Origin of the sequence: Microbacter sp. GSS18 (genome assembly GCA_029319145.1) — a bacterium.
Classification (GTDB): Bacteria; Actinomycetota; Actinomycetes; order Actinomycetales; family Microbacteriaceae; genus Microbacterium.
Window position 1 is genome coordinate 2,124,793 of record CP119753.1, and the last position, 23,362, is coordinate 2,148,154.

Consider the following 23,362-nt stretch of genomic DNA (forward strand, 5'->3'; position numbering starts at 1 on the left):
CGCGTGCATCGGGCGCTGTGCTCGAGGGGGGACGACGACGGCCGGCGCGCAGAATGCGCCGACATCAGATTGTAATCGTCCGACGCACGCTTTTGTTCCCGCGCGCGCGAGGGCCTGGACCGGGGCGCCGGGAGGCGACGCGCGCACCCAGCGCCTCCTGGGCGCGTTCGACCGCGGCCACGGCGTCCTCGGGGACCGGATTCCGATTCGGTCACGGCGCGACGGAGTTTCATCGGTGAAACACTGCTGACACATTACGCTCGTACCGTCGATCATCACGGCCGATGCGACCCGAGCCTCGGCGCGCGTGGTGCCGGACTGGGAGGTTTCGTGAGTCCTACGACTGAGGTCGCATCGCCCTGGCGGCGTGCGCGAACGGTCTCCGCACTCGTGGCGTTGTTCCTGATGCTCCTGGGCGTGTTCGCGACGTCGGCTCCGGCCCTCGCCGCCGAAGGCGACCCGTATCGCATCAGCGGCAACGTCCAGCTCGACGGCGAGCCGCTGGAGGGCGTGGCGCTCTCCATCGACGGCCCCGGCGGGCTGCAGGAGGTCGTGACCGACGAGAACGGCCAGTGGGTCGTGTTCGTTCCCGAGCGCGGCGAGGAATACGTCGTCACCCTCGACGAGAACACGCTGCCCGAGGGCATCGCGGTCGTCGACGAAGAGGACGACACCCCCAACGTCAAAGAAGTGGAGATGAGCCAGGGCGGTCGCGTCACGGTGAACTTCTTCATCGGCGAGGGCGAGCGCAACGTCACGAGCTTCTTCGACCAGCTGGTGCAGCGCGTCGTGCAGGGCATCAGCTTCGGCCTGATGCTGGCCCTCGCCGCGGTCGGCCTGACCCTCGTGTACGGCACGACCGGCATCTCGAACTTCGCCCACGGCGAGATGGTCACCTTCGGCGCGATAGCCGGCTTCCTGCTCGTCGCGCCGTCGGCGCTGTCGCTGCCGTGGTGGCTCGGCTACCCCCTGGCGGTGGTGCTCGGCGCAGTGCTCGGCCTGGTCATGGACATGTGGCTGTGGCGACCATTGCGAAAGCGCCGCGTCGGCATCGTGCAGCTGATGATCGTGAGCATCGGCCTGTCGCTCGCGATGCGCTACATCTTCCAGTTCTTCATCGGCGGCGGAACGCTTCAGCTGCCCGCCGCATCGGCGCCCAAGATCCCGCTCTTCGGCGCGGTGCAGATGAGCGTCATCGACCTGGCCTCGATCGGGATCTCGATCGTCGTCATCGTCGCGTTCGCGTTCTGGCTGACGAAGTCGCGCATCGGCAAGGCGACCCGCGCGATCTCAGACAACCCGTCCCTGGCGGCGGCATCCGGCATCGACGTCGACTTCGTCGTGCGCGTGGTGTGGATCCTCGCCAGCGCGCTCGCGGCGCTCGCGGGCATCCTCTACGCGTACTACCGCCCCGGCATCCGCTGGGACATGGGTGCGCAGCTGCTGCTGCTGATGTTCGCCGCGGTCGTCCTCGGCGGTCTCGGAACCGCGTATGGCGCCCTGATCGGCGCACTCATCGTCGGCGTCGTGGTCGAGGCGTCGAGCCTGTGGATCCCCGCCGACCTGAAGTTCGCGAGCGGACTGTTCATCCTGATCGTGATCCTGCTGTTCCGACCACAGGGCATCCTCGGTCGACGCGAGAGAATAGGTTAAGGGCGGAACATGGACTGGCTTCAGATTCTCTCCAACTCGGCCTCGTCGATCCTCAGCCCCGCGACGCTCGGGTACGCGCTGGCTGCGCTCGGCCTGGCGATGCACTTCGGCTTCGGCGGCCTGATCAACATGGGCATCGCCGGCTTCATGGCCATCGGCGCCTACGGCTATGCGATCTCGATCCTGACGTTCAACCTGCCGTGGTGGCTCGCCGCGATCCTCGGCCTGGTGGCCGCGGCGGTCTTCGCGCTGATCCTCGGCATCCCGACGCTGCGCCTGCGCGGCGACTACCTCGCGATCGTCACGATCGCCGCCGCCGAGGTCGTCCGCCTGCTGTTCCTCACCACCGCGTTCGACGACGTGACCGGCTCGGCGGACGGCCTCAGCGGCTACCACGCCAGCTTCCGCGCCTCGAACCCGATCCCGCCGGGAACCTACGGGTTCGGTCCGTGGACGTACAACGAGACCCAGTGGTGGGTGCGCATCATGGGCATCATCACCCTCGCGATCGCGGTGCTGGTGGTCTGGATGCTCACCAAGAGCCCGTGGGGCCGCGCCCTCAAGGGCATCCGCGAGGACGAGGACGCCGTCCGGTCGCTGGGCAAGAACGTGTACTCGTACAAGATGCAGACCCTGGTCCTCGGCGGAGTCCTCGCCGCTGCGGGCGGCATCGTCTACGCGCTGCCGGCGGCCATCAGCCCCGGCGTGTACGTGACGTCGCTGACGTTCTTCGTGTGGACGGCGCTGCTGCTCGGCGGCGCGGCCACCGTGTTCGGACCGCTGCTGGGATCCCTCATCTTCTGGGTGCTGCAGACGTTCCTCTCGAACGTCCTCCCGGCGATGGCATCGGCCGGGCTGCTGTTCGGCATGTCGGCGATCCAGGCGGCGACGCTGCGGTTCATCCTCGTCGGTGCCGCGCTGATGCTGCTGGTGATCTTCATGCCGCAGGGCCTGCTCGGAAACAAGAAGGAGCTGACCTTTGTCAAGTGATGAGAACGGCAACGGCGCTCCCGCGGAGCCGCCGACCATGACCTCCCCCACTCCGCGGCCGAAGACGACGGGCCTGCACAAGGGCGACGCCGCACCCGGATGCGCCAAGGTGGACCCGATCATCGTCGCCGACAACGTCCGGCGATCGTTCGGCGGTGTGCACGCGGTCGACGTCGACCACCTCGAGGTTCCCCGCAACGCGATCACGGCCCTGATCGGCCCGAACGGCGCCGGCAAGACGACCCTGTTCAACCTGCTCACCGGCTTCGACAAGCCGAACGAGGGCACGTGGAGCTTCGACGGCCACGATCTCTCGGGCGTGCCGGCGCACCGGGTCGCACGCATGGGCCTGGTCCGCACCTTCCAGCTGACCAAGGCGCTCGGGCTGCTCACGGTCCTCGAGAACATGAAGCTCGGGGCGAAGAACCAGACCGGCGAGCACTTCTGGCTGAGCCTGTTCCCGCCGCTGTGGCGCAAGCAGGAGGCCGCGCTCGAAGAGCGGGCCATGGAGATCCTGAAGAAGTTCAAGCTCGACGCCAAGTCGCCCGACTTCGCCGCGAGCCTCTCGGGCGGCCAGCGCAAGCTCCTCGAGATGGCCCGCTCGCTCATGACCGACCCGACGCTCGTCATGCTCGACGAGCCGATGGCGGGCGTCAACCCGGCGCTCACGCAGTCGCTGCTCGACCACATCCTCGACCTGAAGGAAGAGGGCATGACCGTGCTGTTCGTCGAGCACGACATGCACATGGTGCGCCACATCGCGGACTGGGTGGTCGTGATGGCCGAGGGCCGGATCGTCGCCGAGGGCGACCCGCACAGCGTCATGAAGGACCCCGCGGTGATCGACGCGTACCTCGGCGCCCACCAGGACGTCGATCTGGGTGTCGTCACCGGCCGCATCGACGTGGTCGACGGCGAGTCGGGCATGACCGCCGACGAGATCGAAGCCGAGGCGGATGCCGAACTCGAGGCCGAAGAGAAGCAGGAGGGCTCGAAGTGACCACCGACTCCGACACCCCGGTCGTCGTCATCGACGAGGTCCACGCCGGATACCTTCCCGGCGTCAACATCCTCAACGGCTGCAACCTCGTCGCGAACAAGGGCGAGCTGATCGGCATCATCGGCCCCAACGGTGCCGGCAAGTCGACGCTGCTCAAGGCGATGTTCGGCCAGGTGCACATCCGCGAGGGCTCGGTCACGCTCGACGGCGAGGACATCACGGGCCTCAAGGCGAACAAGCTCGTCGCCCGCGGGGTCGGCTTCATCCCGCAGACCAACAACGTCTTCCCGAGCCTCACGATCGAAGAGAACCTGCAGATGGGGCTCTACCAGAACCCCAAGATCTACAATGAGCGCCTCGAGTTCGTCACCGACATCTTCGGCGAACTGAAGAAGCGGCTCAAGCAGCGCGCCGGCTCGCTGTCCGGCGGTGAGCGGCAGATGGTCGCCATGAGCCGCGCGCTCATGATGGACCCAAAGGTGCTGCTGCTCGATGAGCCGTCGGCCGGCCTGTCGCCGGTGCGTCAGGACGAGGCCTTCATCCGCGTCTCCGAGATCAACAAGGCGGGGGTGACGTGCATCATGGTCGAGCAGAACGCCCGCCGCTGCCTGCAGATCTGCGACCGCGGCTATGTGCTCGATCAGGGCCGCGACGCCTACACCGGCACCGGCCGAGACCTGCTGAACGACCCGAAGGTCACCGAGCTGTACCTGGGCACGCTCGGGGCCTGAACGCGAGCGCCACGAGGAAGGGGGCGGCTGCCGCACGGTGCGGCGGCCGCCCCCTTCCTCGTGCTGCGGCGATCGCCCCTTCGTCGTGCTGCGGCGGCCGCCGCCTTCGTCGTGCCGCGGCAGCCGCCCCCTTCGTCATGCTGGAGCGATCGCGCGTGGCCGAGCGAGGACTGCGCTTCGTCGCCGAGCGACGATCGCGCTTCGTCGCGCCTGATCGCGTGCCTCCCCGGTCCCAGCGCCGCCCCCCCTGTGTCGCGGGAGCGTGGGCCCGTCGTCTCACCAGGCGCCGAGCGGCCGGGACGGAGGAGCACAGCCGCGTCGCAACGGCAACGCAAGAGGGCCCCGGATCCGAAGATCCGGGGCCCTCTGGGCCGTCAGTGACGATCAGTCAGAGGCTGATCAGTAGGCGGCGTAGGTGTTGTCCTCACCGTACTGGTAGATGCCGATCGACGCCTCGGTCGGGTCGCCGACCTCGTCGAACGTGATCGGACCCGAGATGCCGTCGTAGTCGGCGGTGCCGCCGCCCACGATGATGTCGGCGCACTCCGCGAACGTCGTGCACTTCTCACCGTCACCCGAGCCACCGGAGACCTCGATGAGCGAGGCGGCGATGTCGGCCGGGTCGGTCGAGCCGGAAGCCAGGCTGGCCAGCGCGAGCAGGATGACCGCGTCGAAGGACTCGGCCGCGTAGCTGTACTCGTCGAGCGGGTCCGAACCCTCCTCCTCGAGGAAGGCGTCCAGCGAGCTCGTGAAGTCGCCGAGCGTGTCGATCGACAGGCCGGGCAGCGTGCCCTTCGCGCCGGTGAGCGAGCCCTCGGGGAACTCGTCGCCGAAGTTCGTCAGGTTGCCGTCCACGAAGTAGAGGTCCGCGGGGTCGACCTGACCGAACAGGCCCGGGAGGATCGTGGTGATCTCCTCGAACGTGATCAGGGCGATCGCGTCGGGGTCGGCTGCGAGGACCTCGCTGATCTGCGCGTCGAACGTGGTGTCACCCGTGTTGTAGGTGGGTGCGGCCACGACCTCGCCGCCGGCGGCCTCGAAGGCCTCGGTGACGTAGCGCGCCAGACCCGTGCCGTACGAGTCGTTCAGGACGATCATGCCGAGCGTCTGGTGCCCGTCCTCGGCGATCAGGTTGCCGAGCACGTCGCCCTGCAGGACGTCGGACGGAGCCGTGCGGAAGTACAGGCCGTCGTCCTCGTAGGTGCTGAACGCGTCGGACGTGTTCGCCGGCGAGAACTGGATGACGCCCGCACCGACCAGCTGGTCGATGAACTGCAGCGAGACACCCGAGGATGCGGCGCCGATGACGGCCGAGACGTCCTCGCCGAGCAGGCGCGGGATCTCGGTCTCGTAGGCCTTGTTGTCGGTGTCACCCGAGTCGCCGTAGACGACGTCGAGGGTGAGCCCGGTCTCTTCGGAGACCTCGTTGACCAGCGACGTGGCGTAGGCGACACCGGCCTCCTCGGGCGGGCCGAGGAAGGCCAGGTTTCCGGTCTGCGGCAGGGCCGTGCCGATCGTGAGGGTCATCTCCTCGGCGGGGCCGGCGGGCTCGCTGGTTCCCTCGTCGGTCGAGGACGCACAACCGGCCAGGACGAGCGCGCTGACGCCGACCGCGGCGATGCCGCCGAGGACCTTGCCGGTGCGCGAACGTGTGAAGACGTTCATGTTGCTCCTTGCTGTGATTGAGGACGGCAGGCTTCGGGCGCGCCGTCGCAGTTGATACAACCTAACCGGGCGCGGGTCTCACTGATGTTGCCGTTCGTTAACGATGTGTAAAGCGACCGAATCGTTACCTGCGTGAGATCCAGTCCCAGGGAATCCGCCGCACCGCGACGGAATGCCCGCGCAGGGCGTATCGTTGAAGGAGAGGTACCCCCATGGGGTATCGGATGAAAGGTGGACGATGACCGAGAAGATCCAGTACCAGGTGACCGGGATGACGTGCGGGCACTGTGAGCACGCCGTGCGCAGCGAAGTCTCGCAGATCGCGGGCGTGACCGGCGTCGAGGTGAGCGCCCAGACCGGCGTGCTGCTGGTCGAGTCGGCCGCACCCTTGTCCGACGCGGACATCGTGGCGGCCGTCGACGAGGCCGGCTACGAGGCGGCGCGGGTCTGATGAGCATTTCCGCCCCGGCGGCGGGCGGCGGCACCGAAGCGCGGATCGAACTCGAGATCGGCGGTATGACGTGCGCGTCGTGCGCCGCGCGCATCGAGAAGAAGCTCAACCGGATGCCGGGAGTCGCGGCATCCGTCAACTACGCCACCGAGAAGGCCGTCGTCGAGGCGGCACCGGGCGTGGAGGCCGCCGCCCTCATCGCCGAGGTCGAGAAGACCGGCTACACGGCGGCCCTGCCCGCTCCCCCCGAGCCCGAGGCGGCCGATGACGAGCCCGAGGACCGCGAGCTGACGACGCTGCGGCAGCGCGTCATCGGCTCAGCGATCCTCGCCGCGCCCGTGATCGCGCTCGCGATGATCCCCGCGCTGCAGTTCACCTACTGGCAGTGGGCGTCGCTGGCGCTGGCCGCGCCGGTGGCCGTATGGGGCGCGTGGCCGTTCCACCGCGCCGCGTGGGTCAACCTGCGCCACGGCGCCGCGACGATGGACACGCTCATCTCGATGGGCGTGACCGCGGCGTTCCTGTGGTCGCTGTACGCGCTGTTCCTCGGAGAGGCCGGCATGCCCGGCATGACGCACGCCTTCGAGTGGACGATCCAGCCGTCCGACGGCGCGTCGAACATCTACCTCGAGGTCGCCGCCGGTGTGACGACGTTCGTCCTGGCGGGACGCTATTTCGAACTGCGCTCCAAGCGCCGTGCCGGCGCGGCCCTGCGCGCGCTGCTCGACCTCGGCGCGAAGGACGCCGCGCTGCTGCGCGGCGGTGTCGAGGTGCGCGTTCCCGTCGCCCAGCTTGCGGTCGGCGACGAGTTCGTCGTGCGCCCCGGCGAGAAGATCGCCACCGACGGCGTGGTCGTCTCGGGCACGAGCGCCGTCGACGCGTCGATGGTCACCGGCGAGTCGGTGCCGGTCGAGGTCGTCCCGGGCGACGCCGTCGTCGGCGCGACCGTCAACGCCGGCGGCCGCCTCGTGGTGCGCGCCACGCGAATCGGCGAGGACACGCAGCTGGCGCAGATGGCGCGTCTGGTCGAAGAGGCGCAGTCGGGCAAGGCCGACGTCCAGCGGCTCGCCGACCGCATCTCGTCGGTGTTCGTGCCGGTCGTGATCGGGATCGCCGCCGTCACGCTGACGGTGTGGCTGCTGCTCGGGTTCCCCGTCGCCGCCGCGTTCACCGCCGCCGTCGCCGTGCTGATCATCGCGTGCCCGTGCGCGCTCGGCCTCGCGACGCCGATCGCGCTGCTCATGGGCACCGGGGTCGGTGCGCGCATCGGAATCCTCATCCGCGGGCCCGAAGTGCTGGAGTCCACGCGCCGCGTCGACACCGTCGTGCTCGACAAGACCGGCACCGTCACGGCGGGGCGCATGGCGCTCACCGACGTCATCCCGGCGACCGGCGTCGACACCGGCGAGCTGCTGCGGGTCGCAGGCGCGCTCGAGCACGCCTCCGAGCACCCGATCGCGCGCGCGATCGCAGACGCCGCGGCGGATGCCGTCGGCGCCGCGCGGTCCGACGCCGCGGCCCCGGGACCGGCGGCCACGGCATCCGCTTCGAGCTCGATGCTCCTCGGCGCCACGATCCCGGTGGGCCCGCCCGCCGAACCGGCCGCGCTTCCCGACGTCGCGGACTTCCAGGCCAAGGCCGGCTACGGCGTCTCGGGCGTCGTCGAGGAGCGCGCCGCAGTCGTCGGCCGCCGGGCGCTGCTCGCCGAATGGGCGATCGAGCTGCCCGGCGACCTCGAACGAGCCGCGGTCGCGGCCGAGGCGGACGGCCGCACCGTCGTCTTCGTCGCGTGGGACGGCGTGGCCGCGGGCGCGCTCGTGGTCTCCGACGAGATCAAGCCCACCAGCCGCGAGGCGGTCGCGCAGCTGCGCGCCCTGGGGCTCGAGCCCGTGCTCCTCACCGGCGACAACGCCGCGGCGGCCGCCGCCGTCGCCCGCGACGTCGGCATCGACCGCGTTCGCGCCGAGGTGCTGCCCGCCGACAAGGTCTCGGTCGTGGCGTCGCTGCAGGCCGAAGGGCGCGTGGTCGCGATGGTCGGCGACGGCGTCAACGACGCCGCCGCCCTCGCGCAGGCCGACCTGGGCCTGGCGATGGGAACCGGCACGGATGCCGCGATCGAGGCGTCCGACATCACCCTCGTGCGCGGCGATCTGCGCACCGCCGCCGACGCCGTGCGCCTGTCGCGCGCGACGCTCGGCACCATCCGGGTGAACCTGTTCTGGGCCTTCGCCTACAACGTCGCGGCGATCCCCCTTGCGGCCCTCGGGCTGCTGAACCCTATGATCGCCGGTGCGGCGATGGCGTTCTCGAGCGTCTTCGTCGTCGGCAACAGCCTGCGTCTGCGGAGGTTCCGCATGCGCAACACCCAGGAGGAGTCATGACCGCAGAGACCGCGGCGCCCGCGGGCGTCGACGAGGCCGAGCCGTCGATCACGCCGTCCGAGCCCTACCCGCACGACGAGGGCCACGCCCACCACGGCTACATCTCCGACAAGGCGCGCTACGTCAACCGCCTCAAGCGCATCGAGGGCCAGGCCCGCGGCATCCGCACCATGGTCGAGGACGAGAAGTACTGCATCGACATCCTGACCCAGATCTCGGCGATGACGAGCGCCCTCGAGGCGGTTGCCCTCGGACTCCTCGACGATCACCTGCGCCACTGCGTCGTCGACGCCGCGCGCGCCGGCGGCGCGGAGGCCGACGCGAAGATCACCGAGGCGTCGCAGGCAATCGCGCGCCTCGTGCGGTAGCCGTCGAGCCGAGATTCGCATCCGCGGGCCGAGGGGCGCTGGGCTGGAGCGGCTCAGGTCAGATCGGCGACGTCCGACACGGTCGCCCGCGAGCGGCGCGCGGCCGCGAGCGAGTCCGTCGTGAGCACGATCAGCGACAGCCACACCAGGCCGAAGCCGATCCAGCGCTCGAGCGGCATCGGCTCGCCCAGGATCCACGCGCCGGTGATGAACTGCATGATCGGGGCGATGAACTGCAGCAGGCCGATGAGGGTCAGCGGCACGCGCCGGGCCCCCGCCGCGAAGAACAGCAGCGGCGTCGCCGTCATGACGCCCGCCATGAGCAGCAGCGCCGTGTGCCCGCCGCCCTCCGCCCCCATCGAGAGCCCGCTGGTCAGGCCGACAACGACGAGCACGGCCGTGGCGACCGGAGTCAGCCACATCGACTCGAGGGTGAGACCGCTGACGGCGTCGACCGACGGTCCGATCTGCTTCTTCACGAGCCCGTACAGGCCGAACGAGGTCGCCAGCGTCAGCGCGATCCACGGGAACGAGCCGTAGCCGACGATGATCACCACGACGGCGAGCGCCGCGATGCCGATCGCGACCCACTGCATGCGCCGCAGGTGCTCGCGCAGGATGAACACGCCCATCAGCACCGTGAACAGCGGATTGATGAAGTAGCCCATGCTCGTCTCGATCACGTGCCCCGTGAGGGTCGCGATGAGGAACACCTGCCAGTTGACGTAGATCACCGCCCCGGCGACCGCCGTCCACAGCAGCAGGCGCCGCTGCCGCATGATCGCCCGAAGCGACCCCCAGCGGCGTGTGACGGTCAGCAGGAGCGCGCAGAACGCCAGCGACAGCAGGATCCGCCACGCCACGATCTCCCACGGGCCGGTCGGCGCCAGCAGCAGGAAGTACAGCGGCAGGAAGCCCCACAGGAGGTACGCGGTGAAGGCGTGCACGCCGCCCAGCGTGCGCTCGCGGGCGGCGTCGGGTGCGGATGTCGTTCCGGCATCGTCGGTCACGACGACACCGGCCGTGGACGCGGCGACGTCCCCCAGCTCGGGGGTCTCGCCGACGGTGTCGGGGGTGTCTTGCGTCACCGACTCAGATTACCGGTGCGGGGCGGGGGCGACTCCGGTCCGCCGGCGACCGCGTGGCCCGGGAACGGCGAAGGGGCCGGATGCCGAAGCATCCGACCCCTTCGCGTACGCGAAGCGCGCGTCTCAGCGGACGACGACCGCGAGGACGTCGCGAGCCGACAGGACGAGGAACTCCTCGCCGCCGAACTTCACCTCGGTGCCACCGTACTTGCTGTAGATGACGCGGTCGCCGACGGCGACGTCGAGCGGGACGCGGTTGCCGTTGTCGTCGATGCGGCCGGGGCCCACCGACACGACCTCGCCCTCCTGGGGCTTCTCCTTGGCGGTGTCGGGGATGACCAGACCGCTGGACGTGGTCTGCTCGGCCTCGACCTGCTTGATGACGATGCGGTCCTCGAGCGGCTTGATGGAAACCGACACGGTCTACCTCTTCTTTCCTTGAGACTGAAGACTCGTTAGCACCCGCACACAGAGAGTGCTAAAAAGCAGTCTAGGCAAGCACCTGGCACTCGTGCAACGTGAGTGCCAGTCCGTGACGTCCGCGGTCGCGGCGCACCCGTCTCACCCGCACGAGGTGACGACGATGAACCCGCCCGAGGGCGCCGCTTGGAGCGTCGTCACCGTCGCGTCGCCCTGGCCCATGTACGCCTGCGTCACGACGGCGTAGTACGGGTTGTAGGGGTTCACGCCGTACGAGATCGCCCGGCCCGCCGCCTTGTGCTCGGCGTTGGTGGCCGTCACGCAGTCCGTCGGCGTCGGCGTGGGTGTCGGCGTCGGCGTGGGTGTCGGCGTCGGCGTGGGTGTCGGCGTCGGTGTCGGGGTGGGTGTCGGCGTCGGCGTGGGTGTCGGCGTCGCCGTGGGTGTCGGCGTCGGCGTGGGTGTCGGGGTGGGGGTGGCTGTCGCGGTGGGCGTCGGCGTCGGCGTGGGTTCCGTGCGGTCGACGCGCCGGTTGTTGTCGAAGAAGAAGCCGGTGACGTACGCGGGGTAGTCGATGCTGTTCGCCGAGATGTACGAGCCCCCGGCACCCGCTCCCGCGGGCCAGTTGTGGCCGAGGTTCGTGTTCTGGATCACCGAGACCCGCGGCCCGTCCGCGTCGGCGTACAGCGTGCCCGACCCCGAGGTGTTCGTGCCCGCCAGGCCCGACAGGCTGAAGGTCGAGGTCGTGGCGGCGCCGTAGATGCCCGCCATGATCCGGCCGTTGAGCGTGTTGTAGCCCGGGGCGACGGTGCCGTCGTTGCTCCCGTACACCACCGATGTCAGCTGCGTGTCGAAGGCGGCCGATGCAGCGCCCGCGAAGGTCGTGCACGTCGACGTCCCCTGGGCCTGGCTGACGGCCACGCTCCCGATCTGGCCCGACGTCGTGCCGACGGTGGGGCCCGCATTGATGCCGATGCCCGCGAAGACGTCCGGCGCGAGGCATCCCATCACCATCGTCTCGCCGCCGCCCGACGACAGACCCGAGATGTAGGTCTGGTCCGGGTCGATGCCGAGCGCCGAGCGCGACTGCAGCGCGGAGGCGAGATCGAGCAGGTTGTCGTCGTGGCGCGCGGGCGCGGTGCGGGAGTGGTTGGTGTCGTAGTAGTCCCAGCATCCGAAGATCACGCCGCCGTTCGGCGCATCCGGCAGGGCCACGACCATGCCGTACGCGTCGGCGGTGGCGGCCCAGTTGCCGGCGGTCTGCATGTCCGACGCGGTCTGCGCGCAGCCGTGGAGACCGATCATGAGGGCGCGTCCCGCGGCGAGCGCGGGATCGGTGCTCGGGGTGTACAGGCGCACGCTCATCCCCGCGACGGTCTCGGTGCTCCAGGTTCCGGTCGTCGTGCCGCCGCCGGCGCCTCCCCCGCCACCGGTGTCGCCGTTGGTGCACCCCGGCAGGGTCTCGAACCCGGGCGGGCAGATGATCGCCTGGGCCGCGGGCGCGATGCCCACCAGGCCGACCACCGCCAGCACGGCGGCGAGGCCGCCGGCGACGAGTCTGGAACGGGGACGTGAGGATCGCGAACGGTACGAGGGCATGCGTGCTCCTTCGTTCGCCCCGCCGTCGCCCCCGGGCACCGTTGCACAGGGCATCCGGGCGGAAGCGTTGCGCGGAATCCGCTTCGACGCCGCGCGCGCCGCCACGGGCGCAGGTCCGACCATAGATGAAACCTGATTCATACACCAGATGTGTGCGCCCTCTTCCGACGAGGTCTGCGCCCATAGGCTGGTCGGATGGAGATGGCCGAGCTGACCGCGCTGCTCACCCCCGAGGGCCTGCGGCTCCTCGACGGCCTCGACCCGGTCGCGACGTCCGCCGACGTCGCGCGCGTCGTGTCGCGCCTGCGCAAGGACGGCCACTCCCCCGATCTCGTCTCCGCGGTCGTCGGGCAGGCGCGCCTGCGCGCCCGCGCAGGTGAGAAGTTCGGAGAGTTCGCCCGACGGATGCTGTTCACCCGCGCCGGCCTCGAGCAGGCGACGCGGCTGGAGGTCGCCGCGCGCCACGCGGCGAGGTTCCGCGACGCCGGCATCACGCGGGTCGCCGATCTCGGCTGCGGCATCGGCGGCGACGCGATGGGCTTGGCCGCCCTCGGGCTGGCTGTCGACGCCGTCGACGCCGACGAGATCACGTCGGCCCTCGCCGCCTACAACCTCGCGCCGTTCGGGTCCGATGTGCGGGTGCTGCACACCACGGCGCAGGACTACGCCGCCGCGACACTGCCGGCGGACGGCGGCATCCGACTCTCGGAGGATCGCGCGGAATCCGGATCGGCGCCCGCGACGGGTCCGGAAGGCGGCCCGGGGTCCGAGATCCGGAGCGACGACGCCGCATCAGGGTCCGAGCTTCGGAGCGATGCCCCCGAACCCGGCGCCGGCGAACGGATGCCGGTCCAAGCGGTGTGGCTGGACCCGGCGCGGCGCACCGCGGGCCACCGCGAGACCACGCGCACGGCACCCGAGGACTGGTCGCCGAGCCTGGACTGGACGCTCGACCTCGCACGCCGGATCCCCGCGGGCATCAAGCTCGGACCGGGACTGGACCGCGACCTCATCCCCGACGACGTCGAAGCCCAGTGGGTCAGCGCCGACGGCTCCACGATCGAGCTGGTGCTGTGGTCGGGCGCGCTCGCGCGCCCGGGGGTAGCGCGGGCCGCGCTGGTGATCCGGGCCGGTGCCGCGGCAGAACTCACCGCCGCGGCGGACGCCGAGGACGAACCCGTGCGCGAACTCGGCGCGTATCTGCACGAGCCCGACGGCGCCGTCATCCGCGCCCGGCTCATCGGCGACGTCGCCCGCTCGCTCGAGGCCGGCATGCTGGACGAGCACATCGCCTACCTCACCTCGGATGCCGCGCTCACCAGTCCGTTCGTGCAGTCGTTCCGCGTGCGCGAGGTGCTCCCCGCCGACACCAAGGCCCTGGCGTCCGCGCTGCGCGAGCGCGGCATCGGGCGCCTCGAGATCAAGAAGCGCGGCGTCGACGTCGATCCCGCGGCCCTGCGGACCAAGCTGAAGCTGCGGGGAGACGCATCCGCCACCCTGATCCTCACGCGCATCGGCAGCAAGCGCACCGCGATCCTCGCCGACCGTCTCACCGCCGGCTGAGCCGGCGCGGACGTCAGCCGAGCAGGTTGGCCTGGCTCGCGGCGAACCACAGCCAGCCGGCGCTGTAGATGAGCGACGCGGTGCCCAGCACCACGGCCCAGCCGGCGAGCGCCCGGTTCTCCGTCGGGCGGCGCAGCGCCAGCGCACCGGAGACGACGCCCACGAGGCCGATGGGGAACCCCCACCCGACGAACATCGACACCGCCAGGCCCATCAGGGAGAAGGCCAGGGCCCACGCCGCGATGCCGCGCTGCGGCGCCGTCTCAGGCGCCGGCGCCCACGCCACCTCGGTGTCGGGCTCGGGGCCCGATCGCACGGTCACGTCGACCGGACCGGTCGGCAGGCGCGAGAAGCCCCCGCGGTGCTGGCCCGGCAGGCGCGACGAGTCGGCGCCGGAGTCGACGTCGGCGGATGCCGGGCCGACCGCGAACATCGACGCGGACGCGGGCAGCGGCACACCGGCGGACAGGGCCGCCGCGTGCGCGGCAGCGCCGGGCTCGGCGCCGTCCGGCGGGGACGGAACGCTCGCGTCGCCCGCCGCCTCCGGCGCGACAGCCGCATCCGGCGCGGTGGTGGCGGCATCGGGCGCCGCGGCCTCGGGTGCGGGGGCCTGCTCGTCGAGACGGTGCCGGTCCGGCGTTGCCGGGCGTCCGGCGCCCACTCCCCCGGTCATGCGGCGTCCTCCGTGTTCGTCGCGACCTGGATCTCGGTCACGGGAAGGGTCGAATCGGCCCCGAAGTGCAGGGTCGAGGGCGTGCGCCCCGACATGATGAGCTCCGAGGCGAGCGCGGCGATCATGGCGCCGTTGTCCGTGCACAGCGACAGCGGCGGAATGCGGACCGTGACGCCCTGCTCGGCCGCGCGCTCGAGCGCGACGTCGCGCAGGCGCCTGTTGGCGATGACGCCGCCGCCCAGCAGCAGACGCGGCACGTCGTGGTCGCGGCACGCGGCGAGCGCCTTCGTGACGAGCACGTCGACGACGGCCTCGCGGAACGACGCCGCGACGTCGGCGACGGGGATCTCCTCGCCGGCGGCTTCGCGCTGCTCGACCCAGCGGGCCACGGCGGTCTTCAGCCCCGAGAACGAGAAGTCGTAGCGGTGCTTCGCCATGTCGGACGCCCGTGACAGCCCCCGCGGGAAGTGGATGGCGTCCGGGTTGCCGGTCGCGGCGGCGCGGTCGATCTCGGGCCCGCCCGGGTACGGGAGCCCGAGAAGGCGCGCGACCTTGTCGAACGCCTCGCCGGCGGCGTCGTCCATCGTCTCGCCGAGCATCTCGACGTCGCCGGTCAGGTCGCGCACGAGCAGCAGCGAGGTGTGCCCGCCCGACACGAGCAGCGCGACCGTCGGGTACTCCAGCGGCGGGGCGCCGGCGTCGAGGATGTCGGCGGCGATGTGGCCGACCAGGTGGTTGACGGCGTACAGCGGCTTGTCGAGCGAGACCGCGAGCGACTTCGCCGCGCCGACGCCGACCATGAGGGCGCCGGCGAGGCCCGGCCCGCTCGTGACGGCGACAGCGTCGACGTCGGCGAGGGCGACGCCGGACTCGGCGAGCGCCTTCTCGAGTGCGGGCTGCAGTGCCTCCAGGTGCGCGCGGGCGGCGACCTCGGGCACGACGCCGCCGTAGCGGGCGTGCTCGTCCATGGAGCTCGCGATCGTGTTGCTCAGCAGCGTCCGGCCGCGCACGATCCCGATGCCGGTCTCGTCGCAGCTCGTCTCGATGCCGAGGACGAGGGGTTCGTGGCGGTTCATGTGCACGCTCCCGCCTCGTTCACAGCCGGCACGGCATCCGCTCCACGCGCGGCTTCCCACCCGGGCACGTCCAGGCGCATGACGATCGCGTCGACGCCGTCCGGCTGGTAGTACTTCGGCCGGCGGCCGAGCTCCTGGAAGCCCTCGGACGCGTAAAGAGCCTGCGCGACGGGGTTGTCGGCGCGCACCTCGAGGAACACCTCGCGCACGTGCCGCCGAGCGGCCTCGCCGAGCAGCGTCCGCAGCAGGCCGCGGCCCCGGCCGCGGCCGCGCGCGGACTCGGCGAGCGCGATGGTCTGCACGTCGGCGTCCGAGCCGCCTCGGGCGGCTCGGAGCCCCGCATAGCCCACGAGGCGACCGGCTTCCTCCACCACGACGTACCAGCCGTGGGGCGAGAGGATCTCCTCGCGCATCATGGCGTCCGACCAGGCGTCGGTGGGGAACGATGCGCGCTCGAGCGCCATGATCGCGCCGAGGTCGTCGAGGGTCGCGCGACGCGTCGTCATGCGCTCACCCGCTTCGGCCCGGCGGAGGGGGTCACGTCCGGTGAGCGCAGGTACAGCGCATCGGCCGGTCCGATCGTGCGGTCCGCGGCGACCGCGCGCGCCGCGGCGAGCGCGAGCAGCGAGGCGGGGATGCGGTCGGCGTCGCGTCGCAGGATCCCGGCGTCGGCGAGGCGCGCATCCAGCTCGTCGCGGGGCGAGAGTGCGGGGTCGGCGACGCGCACGGGCAGCCCGTCGACGTCGAGGCCGCGGTAGACGGTGTACGCGAACTCGCGACGCCGCGCATCGGTGCACACGGCGAACAGCTCGTCGTCGGAGCCTTCCCAGCCCCCGGTGAGCGCGTCGTGCAGCAGCAGCTCGAGCGCGACGGCGTCGTGGCTGACGACGGGGACGACCGGGATGCCGCGGCCCATCGCGAACGTGCGGGCTGCGGCGATGCCGACGCGGAGGCCCGTGAACGGACCCGGGCCCATGCCCGCGGCGACGTGCGTGATCTCGCCTGAGCCGGCATCCGCCTCGGCGAGCGCGCGCTCGAGCAGCGAGCCGATGACCTCGGCGTGCCCGCGCGGGTCTGCGCTGGCGATCTCGGCCCGAACGAGCCCGTCGGCGTCGACGACCGCGACGGTCGTGCCGAGGGACGTGTCGATGCCGAGAATCACGCCTTCCAGGGTAAACGGGGGCCTGCTGACAGCCCCCCGTGGAACCGGTGCCAACGGCCCGCCGTCGCGAGATCGTTACGAAGCCGGCCCCTCCACCGGGCGGCGCCGCGCCGCGCCCCCGAGCAGAGCACCGCGCCCCCCGAGCAGAGCACCGCGCCCCCGAGCAGAGCGGCATCCGCCCCATCGGGGTCGTGTCCCACTTCTGGCCGCCCACCAGCACCGCAAGCGACCAGAAACGGGACACGGACACCGCCACCCGACGACTACCGCGCAACCATGTCCCACTCTTGGCCGCCCACCAGCACCGCAAGCGACCAGAAACGGGACACGGACACCGCCACCCGACGACTACCGCACGATCATGTCCCACTCTTGGCCGCCCACCAGCACCGCAAGCGACCAGAAACGGGACACGGACACCCTGGGATGCGGATGGTGCGGGGCGCAGACGCCGGGGGACGCGGATGGTGCGGGGCGCAGACGCCGTCCGACGCGGATGCTGGGGCCCAACGGCCGGCCGGACGCACCGGACGGCTACGGCCGGCGCGAGATCGTCACCAGGCGCGGGGCGGCGGCGTCCAGTTCGGCGTCGCGCGCGGTGGTGCCGCACGCGGTGTCGACGCCGTGGCCGTGCCACTCGCGGTCGAGCTCGATCTCCCACCATGTGTCGCGCAGGCCGTCGACCATGCCACGCCCCCACTCGACGATCGTCACCGAGCCGTCGACGTCGATGTCGAGGTCCTCGAGCTCGAGCGCCGAACCGATCCGGTACGCGTCCACGTGGACGAGCGGGGCGCCGCCGACCAGGGACGGATGCGTGCGGGCGAGGACGAACGTGGGGCTCTGCACCGGTCCGCGAACGCCCAGCCCCGCGCCGATCCCGCGGGTGAGGGTGGTCTTCCCGGCGCCGAGCGGGCCGGTGAGCACGACCAGGTCGCCGGCGCGAAGCAGGCCGCCGATCGTGCGTCCCAGCTCCTCCATGTCGTCGGGCGAGGCGATCTCGCGCGTGCCGACCAGCCCGTCGATGCCGCTCATGCCGTGTCCCCCTGCCCAGAACTCCACGGAACCGGCCGCCCGCGGACGGCGGCGCCCCAGGATCCCGGGGCGCGTCGGCGACGAGGACTCCGAATCCGTGGAGTTCCGCGCGCGCCGGAAGCCCGCCGCCGGGAGCCGGGCCCCCCGATCACGCCGTCACCTGCCGCCGCGCCACCCGCGGGCCGATGCGCGTGACGATCTCGTAGTTGATGGTCCCGGCGGCATCCGCCCAGTCGTCGGCGGAGGGCACCCCGAGCGTCGGATCGCCGAACAGCACGGCCTCGTCGCCGACGGCCACGGGGTGATCGCCCACGTCGACGACGAACTGGTCCATCGCGATGCGGCCGGCCACGGTGAACCGCCGCCCGCCGATGGTCACCGGTCCCCACGAGGACGCCTGCCGCGGCACGCCGTCGGCGTACCCGAGCGGCACGAGCGCGAGCGTCGTGTCGTGCTCGGTGCGATGCGTGTACCCGTACGACACGCCCTGCCCGGCGGGCACGCGCCGCACCGCGGCGACGGGCGCGCGCAGGGTCATCGCGGGGCGCAGGCCGAGGTCCGCGCTCGTGCGGTCCGCGAACGGCGAGAGCCCGTACATGCCGATGCCGATGCGGATGCACCCGAGCCGCGCCTCGGGAAGCGCGATGGCGGCGTGCGTGGCGGCGATGTGCCACAGGCGCGGGGTGAGGCCGACGGATGCCGCCACCCCCAGTCCGTCCTTGAAGACGTCCAGAGCGCGGCGGTCGTCGGCCTCGGTCGTGTTCGACAGGTGGCTGAACACTCCGACGACCCGGATCTTGCCGATGCGCTCGAGCCGCGCCGCCTCGGCGAGCACCATCTGCCAGTCGCCCGGCGCGATGCCGTTGCGGCCGAGTCCGGTCTCGAGCTTGAGGTGGACGGTGACCGGGCGCCCGACGGATGCCGCAGCGGCGGCGGCCATCAGCTGGTCCGTGCTCGAGATGCCGAGCTCGATGCCGTGCGCTGCCGCCTCGGCGAACGAGGCGCCCGGCGGGTGGAGCCACGCGAGGATCGGCGCATCGATGCCCCCACGGCGCAGCGCGAGCGCCTCGGACACGTCGGCGACGCCGAGCCGGGTCGCGCCGCCGTCGAGGGCGGCCGCCGCGGCGCGCGCGGCGCCGTGGCCGTAGCCGTCGGCTTTCACGACCGCGATGACCTCGGCATCGGTCAGGCGACGGAAGTGGCGGATGTTGTCGGCGATGGCGCTCACGTCGACGGTCGCTTCGCGGAGGACCCCGGGCGGCATGTGCGTCATGCGGGCATCCCCGTCTGCTCGGTGGCGGGAGCGGAAGCGCCGCCGGCCTCGGCGACGACGTACGCCGCGGCGAAGCCCCCGTCGTGCGACATCGACAGGTGGAGCCCGGTGATGCCGCGCTCGTCGACGACGGATGCCGTCGAGCCCGTGAGCGTGAACCAGGGCCGCCCAGACGGCTCGGGGGTGATCTCGATCTCGGTCCAGTGGAGGCCCTCGGATCCGCCGAGCGCCTTGATGAGCGCCTCCTTGGCGGCGTACCGTGCTGCGAGCGAACGCGGCCGCAGCTCGCGTTCGGCGGGCGAGAACAGCCGCTCGAGCAGCCGCGGCGTGCGGGCGATCGTCTCCTCGAAGCGCGCGATGTCGACCAGGTCGATGCCGATGCCGACGATCACGCGCAGCTCCTTCCGGCCGCGGCCAGGCCGGAGGATCGGCGCGTGCGCGGCATCCGTCAGACTATCGCCCCCGCATCCCGTCGACCGCGTGACGGAACTCAGGCAGATTCGGCCCGAAACACCCTGGGCCACGGCATGCCGCCGCGGCCGGCCTGAGTTCGTGCACGGCACGCCGGCAGCGCGAACGCGAGACCCGAGGGGCCTACTCGACCGTGACCGACTTGGCGAGGTTGCGCGGCTGGTCCACGTCCAGGCCCTTGGCTGTCGCGAGGCCCATCGCGAAGATGTGCAGCGGCACCACGGCCAGCAGCGGCTCGAACAGCGGACCCGCGAGCGGGATGCGCAGCACCTCGTCCGAGATGGGGAGCACGGCGGCATCCCCCTCTTCGGCGATCGCGATGACGCGGGCGCCGCGCGCGTGGATCTCGCGGATGTTCGACACGACCTTCGAGTGCAGCAGCGCCGACTCGCGCGGCGAGGGCACGATCACGAACACCGGCTGCCCCGGCTCGATGAGCGCGATGGGACCGTGCTTGAGCTCGCCGGCGGCGAAGCCCTCGGCGTGGATGTAGCTGATCTCCTTGAGCTTGAGCGCACCCTCGAGCGCGATCGGGTATCCGACGTGGCGGCCGAGGAACAGCACCGAGCGGGTGTCGGCCATCCAGTGCGCGAACTGCTCGATGTGATCCTGCTCGGTGTCGAGGATGTGCTGGATCTTCTCCGGGATCGCCTCGAGCTCGAGCACGTGCTGGGCGACCTCGGTGCGCGACAGCGTGCCGCGCACGAGCGCGATGTGCAGCGCCAGCAGGTACTGGGCGGTGATCTGGGCGACGAACGCCTTCGTCGAGGCCACCGCGACCTCGGGACCGGCGTGCGTGTAGACGATGGCGTCGGACTCGCGCGGGATCGTGGCGCCCTGCGTGTTGCAGATCGACAGCGTCCTGGCCCCGTGCTCGCGCGCGTACTTGACGGCCATGAGCGTGTCCATCGTCTCGCCGGACTGGCTGATCGAGATGACGAGGGTGTCGGGGCCGATGACGGGGTTCCGGTAGTGGAACTCGTGCGCGAGGTCGACGTCGACGGGGACGCGCGCCCACGTCTCGAGGGCGTACTTGCCGACCATGCCGGCGTACGCGGCGGTGCCTGCGGCGATGATGACGATCCGCGAGACGTCGCGGAACAGGTCGTCGAGGCCGTCGAGCTCGGGGATGGCGATGATCCCGTCGCGCAGGCGGCCGCGGATCGTGTTGGCGACGGCCTCGGGCTCCTCGGAGACCTCCTTGGCCATGAAGCTCGACCAGCCGCCCTTCTCGGCGGCCGACGCGTCCCACGTGACCTCGAACGGCTCGACCTCGACCGGGGTCCCGGTGAAGTCGGTGACCGTGACGCCCTCGGGGGTGATCGCGACGATCTCGTCCTGGCCGATCGCCAGGGCGCTTCGGGTGTGCTCGACGAACGCGGCGACGTCCGAGCCCAGGAAGTTCTCGCCCTCGCCCAGGCCGATCACCAGCGGCGAGTTGCGCCGCGCGCCGACGACGAGGCCGGGGTGGTCCTCGTGGACGGCGAGCAGGGTGAAGGCGCCCTCGAGCCGCGCGACGGTGGCGCGGAAGGCCGCGACCAGGTCTCCCCCGTTCGCCTCGTACTCGCGGCCGAGCAGCACCGCGGCGACCTCGGTGTCGGTCTCGCTGCGGAAGTCGTAGCCGTCGCTGACGAGCTCGGCCTTCAGGGCGGCGTAGTTCTCGACGATGCCGTTGTGGATCACCGCGAGCTTGTCGTCGTCGGCCAGATGCGGGTGGGCGTTGGCGTCGGTGGGGCCGCCGTGCGTGGCCCAGCGGGTGTGCCCGATGCCGGTCGTGCCGTCGCTCATCGGGTGCGCCGCGAGATCCTCGCGCAGGACGGTCAGCTTGCCGGCGCGCTTGCGCATGCCCAGGTGCCCGCCCTCATCGATGACCGCGATGCCGGCGGAGTCGTACCCGCGGTACTCGAGCCGCGAGAGCCCCGCGATCAGGATGGCCTGGCTGTCGCGCGGGCCCACGTATCCGACGATTCCACACATGGGATACATGGTAGGCGCGTGGGTATGCGAGGAGTCCGAACGAATCGGCGGATGCCGGCGCCGCCGCAAGTGCGCCGCCGCATCGCGTGCGCCCGCCCCGCACGCCGCGCACCCTCCCGCACCCGCGGCAGGTGGCGCTTCTGGTCGCATCCAGCCGCTCGAGGGGGCGCAGCTGCCACCGCAGTCACCCGCCGCGGAGGCAGGGTGGCTGCTGTTGTCGCCACGAGTGCCTCGCGTGGACCACGACTGCCACCGTCGCCCCCATCGCCTCGCACGCCGCCGGCGCCCCGCACCACCGGCGCCGCGCACTCGCACACCCGCCGTGGGTGGCGCCTATGGTCGCATCCAGCGGCTCGAGGGGGCCACAGCTGCCACCGCAGTCCCCCGCAGACGCAGCGAGGTGGCAGGCGTCGCTGCCCGCGCGGACCCGCGGCGCGGGACCGCGCGTCAGAGCTTGCGCAGCAGGACCCGCTCGACGGTGTGGTCGGCGGCCTTCTGCAGTACGAGGTTCGCGCGATGGCGGGTGGGGAAGACGTTCTCGCGCAGGTTCGGCAGGTTGATGTCGTTCCAGAAGCCGAGGGCGCGCTCGACCGCCTCGTCGTCGGTGAGCTGTGCGTACACGTTGAAGAACGAGTTCGGGTTCGTGAAGGCCCCGCGGCGCAGCGCGAGGAAGCGGTCGACGAACCACTGGGTGATGTGCTCGGCGTCGGCGTCGACGTAGATCGAGAAGTCGAACAGGTCGCTCACGGCGACGTCGTTGGGCGCGGGGGGCGGCTGCAGCACGTTCAGGCCCTCGACGATGACGACGTCGGGCCGGCGCACGGTCACGTGCGCGTCCGGGACGATGTCGTACCTCATGTGGGAGTAGAAGGGTGCGCGCACTTCGGGCAGCCCGCTCTTGACCGCGGTGAGGAACTCCACGAGAGCGCGCCGGTCGTAGGACTCCGGGAAGCCCTTGCGCGTCATCAGGCCGCGGCGCTCCAGCTCGGCGTTCGGATAGAGGAAGCCGTCGGTCGTGACCAGCTCGACGCGCGGGGTCCCGGGCCAGCGGCTCATGAGCTCGCGCAGCAGGCGCGCGATCGTGGACTTGCCGACGGCGACCGAGCCGGCGACGCCGACGACGAACGGCGTGGGCGCCTCGGTGTCGCCGAGGAAGTCGCTGGTGTCGTCGCCGAGCCGCTTCGTCGACTCCGCGTACAGCGACAGCAGCCGCGACAGCGGCAGATAGACCTGGCGGACCTCGGCGATGTCGAGACGGTCGCCGATGCCACGGATCTGGACGATCTCGGTCTCGGTCAGCGGCTGCGCCATGCCCGCGGCCAGACGCGCCCACTCCGCGCGGTCGATCTCGCGGTACAGCGAGAGCGCGGGGGCTGCGACGGTCGTGTCTTCGGCGGCCATTGGGCCCATGGTAATGCCGGATGCCGCGGGCGTGCGCGGCCTGTGAACAGGCGTGACGAGGCTCCGCCGAACGCCCGCGGACAGACGACGGCCCCCGGGATCACCCCGGGGGCCGGTCGGTTCAGGAACGCGCGAACAGCTTGGCGAAGAAACCGCTCGACGGCTCCTTCTCGTGCTGGCCGTCGCACCACTGCGACGCGGGGACGCCGCGCTTGACGCTGGCGATGTGCTGGCCGCAGCCGGCCCAGGTGGTCTTCCCGCACTTCTTGCAGGTCACGGCACGGCACATAGGTGAACTCCTCGTTCGGTCGGTTGACGCTTGACCGATACTATACCCCCCGGGGTATTCAATCGCCAATCGGGCGTTCGAAATGTGCGCCCGGTATCA

The 23,362-nt window shown here is 71.4% G+C and carries 22 protein-coding genes; 8 read left to right on the forward strand and 14 right to left on the reverse strand.

The window, feature by feature from the left end; all coding sequences use genetic code 11:
• The first annotated feature begins 390 nt into the window (after window positions 1–390).
• From P0L94_09890 to P0L94_09905, 4 genes are read left to right on the forward strand one after another with little or no spacing between them, the layout of a single operon-like run.
• The gene (locus tag P0L94_09890) at window positions 391–1,653 is read left to right on the forward strand and encodes a branched-chain amino acid ABC transporter permease (GenBank protein WES62771.1); all 1,263 of its coding nucleotides are present in this window, start codon (window positions 391–393) and stop codon (window positions 1,651–1,653) included.
• Window positions 1,654–1,662: 9 nt separating this feature from the next.
• Window positions 1,663–2,643, forward strand: coding sequence for a branched-chain amino acid ABC transporter permease (locus P0L94_09895; GenBank protein ID WES62772.1), 981 nt, complete (start codon window positions 1,663–1,665; stop codon window positions 2,641–2,643).
• Window positions 2,633–3,643 (forward strand): ABC transporter ATP-binding protein, encoded by a 1,011-nt coding sequence (locus P0L94_09900; protein ID WES62773.1) that lies wholly within the window; start codon window positions 2,633–2,635, stop codon window positions 3,641–3,643. Before P0L94_09895 ends, P0L94_09900 begins: the two co-directional genes overlap by 11 nt.
• Entirely contained in the window at window positions 3,640–4,374 is a 735-nt protein-coding gene (locus P0L94_09905; GenBank protein ID WES62774.1) for an ABC transporter ATP-binding protein, read from the forward strand. Before P0L94_09900 ends, P0L94_09905 begins: the two co-directional genes overlap by 4 nt.
• Before the next feature lie 399 nt (window positions 4,375–4,773).
• Here P0L94_09905 and P0L94_09910 read toward each other — a convergent pair whose 3' ends face one another.
• Window positions 4,774–6,039, reverse strand: a complete 1,266-nt coding sequence (locus P0L94_09910) for an ABC transporter substrate-binding protein (GenBank protein ID WES62775.1) — start codon at window positions 6,037–6,039, stop codon at window positions 4,774–4,776.
• Window positions 6,040–6,277: 238 nt separating this feature from the next.
• Here P0L94_09910 and P0L94_09915 point away from each other — a divergent pair, with 238 nt between their 5' ends.
• The 3 genes from P0L94_09915 (at window position 6,278) to P0L94_09925 (ending at window position 9,239) form a co-directional block, all read left to right on the forward strand.
• A complete protein-coding gene (locus P0L94_09915) occupies window positions 6,278–6,490 on the forward strand; it encodes a cation transporter (GenBank protein WES62776.1) in 213 nt (70 codons plus the stop codon).
• Complete coding sequence (locus tag P0L94_09920; protein ID WES62777.1) at window positions 6,490–8,871, forward strand: heavy metal translocating P-type ATPase; 2,382 nt, start codon at window positions 6,490–6,492, stop codon at window positions 8,869–8,871. Before P0L94_09915 ends, P0L94_09920 begins: the two co-directional genes overlap by 1 nt.
• 101 nt (window positions 8,872–8,972) lie before the next feature.
• Window positions 8,973–9,239: a metal-sensitive transcriptional regulator gene (locus P0L94_09925; GenBank protein WES66311.1), complete on the forward strand. Its 267-nt coding sequence runs from the start codon at window positions 8,973–8,975 to the stop codon at window positions 9,237–9,239.
• Window positions 9,240–9,292: 53 nt separating this feature from the next.
• Here the strand turns inward: P0L94_09925 and rarD are convergent, their stop codons facing one another.
• From rarD to P0L94_09940, 3 genes are all read right to left on the reverse strand, one after another.
• Window positions 9,293–10,327 carry an EamA family transporter RarD gene (rarD, locus tag P0L94_09930; GenBank protein WES62778.1) on the reverse strand — a complete coding sequence of 345 codons (1,035 nt, stop codon included), beginning with the start codon at window positions 10,325–10,327 and terminating at the stop codon, window positions 9,293–9,295.
• A 123-nt stretch (window positions 10,328–10,450) separates the two neighbouring features.
• A complete protein-coding gene (gene groES / locus P0L94_09935) occupies window positions 10,451–10,747 on the reverse strand; it encodes a co-chaperone GroES (GenBank protein WES62779.1) in 297 nt (98 codons plus the stop codon).
• Window positions 10,748–10,888: 141 nt separating this feature from the next.
• Window positions 10,889–12,343, reverse strand: coding sequence for a PHB depolymerase family esterase (locus P0L94_09940; protein ID WES62780.1), 1,455 nt, complete (start codon window positions 12,341–12,343; stop codon window positions 10,889–10,891).
• A 195-nt stretch (window positions 12,344–12,538) separates the two neighbouring features.
• On the opposite strand from P0L94_09940, the gene P0L94_09945 reads away from it, so the two are divergent.
• Window positions 12,539–13,906 (forward strand): hypothetical protein, encoded by a 1,368-nt coding sequence (locus P0L94_09945; protein ID WES62781.1) that lies wholly within the window; start codon window positions 12,539–12,541, stop codon window positions 13,904–13,906.
• Between the two features lie 13 nt (window positions 13,907–13,919).
• Here P0L94_09945 and P0L94_09950 read toward each other — a convergent pair whose 3' ends face one another.
• The 10 genes from P0L94_09950 to P0L94_09995 form a co-directional block, all read right to left on the reverse strand.
• Window positions 13,920–14,579, reverse strand: a complete 660-nt coding sequence (locus P0L94_09950) for a hypothetical protein (GenBank protein WES62782.1) — start codon at window positions 14,577–14,579, stop codon at window positions 13,920–13,922.
• Window positions 14,576–15,655 (reverse strand): tRNA (adenosine(37)-N6)-threonylcarbamoyltransferase complex transferase subunit TsaD, encoded by a 1,080-nt coding sequence (gene tsaD, locus P0L94_09955; GenBank protein WES62783.1) that lies wholly within the window; start codon window positions 15,653–15,655, stop codon window positions 14,576–14,578. Before tsaD ends, P0L94_09950 begins: the two co-directional genes overlap by 4 nt.
• Window positions 15,652–16,161 carry a ribosomal protein S18-alanine N-acetyltransferase gene (gene rimI, locus P0L94_09960; GenBank protein ID WES62784.1) on the reverse strand — a complete coding sequence of 170 codons (510 nt, stop codon included), beginning with the start codon at window positions 16,159–16,161 and terminating at the stop codon, window positions 15,652–15,654. The genes tsaD and rimI overlap by 4 nt, the downstream gene beginning before the upstream one ends.
• Window positions 16,158–16,817, reverse strand: coding sequence for a tRNA (adenosine(37)-N6)-threonylcarbamoyltransferase complex dimerization subunit type 1 TsaB (gene tsaB, locus P0L94_09965; GenBank protein ID WES62785.1), 660 nt, complete (start codon window positions 16,815–16,817; stop codon window positions 16,158–16,160). The genes rimI and tsaB overlap by 4 nt, the downstream gene beginning before the upstream one ends.
• A 534-nt stretch (window positions 16,818–17,351) precedes the next feature.
• Window positions 17,352–17,852, reverse strand: a complete 501-nt coding sequence (tsaE, locus tag P0L94_09970; protein WES62786.1) for a tRNA (adenosine(37)-N6)-threonylcarbamoyltransferase complex ATPase subunit type 1 TsaE — start codon at window positions 17,850–17,852, stop codon at window positions 17,352–17,354.
• A 148-nt stretch (window positions 17,853–18,000) separates the two neighbouring features.
• Window positions 18,001–19,125 carry an alanine racemase gene (gene alr / locus P0L94_09975; GenBank protein ID WES62787.1) on the reverse strand — a complete coding sequence of 375 codons (1,125 nt, stop codon included), beginning with the start codon at window positions 19,123–19,125 and terminating at the stop codon, window positions 18,001–18,003.
• Entirely contained in the window at window positions 19,122–19,517 is a 396-nt protein-coding gene (locus P0L94_09980) for a holo-ACP synthase (GenBank protein WES62788.1), read from the reverse strand. Before P0L94_09980 ends, alr begins: the two co-directional genes overlap by 4 nt.
• 202 nt (window positions 19,518–19,719) lie before the next feature.
• Window positions 19,720–21,573, reverse strand: a complete 1,854-nt coding sequence (gene glmS, locus P0L94_09985) for a glutamine--fructose-6-phosphate transaminase (isomerizing) (protein ID WES62789.1) — start codon at window positions 21,571–21,573, stop codon at window positions 19,720–19,722.
• Between the two features lie 447 nt (window positions 21,574–22,020).
• Window positions 22,021–22,974, reverse strand: coding sequence for a type I pantothenate kinase (gene coaA, locus P0L94_09990; GenBank protein ID WES62790.1), 954 nt, complete (start codon window positions 22,972–22,974; stop codon window positions 22,021–22,023).
• 121 nt (window positions 22,975–23,095) lie between these two features.
• Window positions 23,096–23,251, reverse strand: a complete 156-nt coding sequence (locus P0L94_09995; GenBank protein ID WES62791.1) for a hypothetical protein — start codon at window positions 23,249–23,251, stop codon at window positions 23,096–23,098.
• Between the last annotated feature and the right edge of the window lie 111 nt (window positions 23,252–23,362).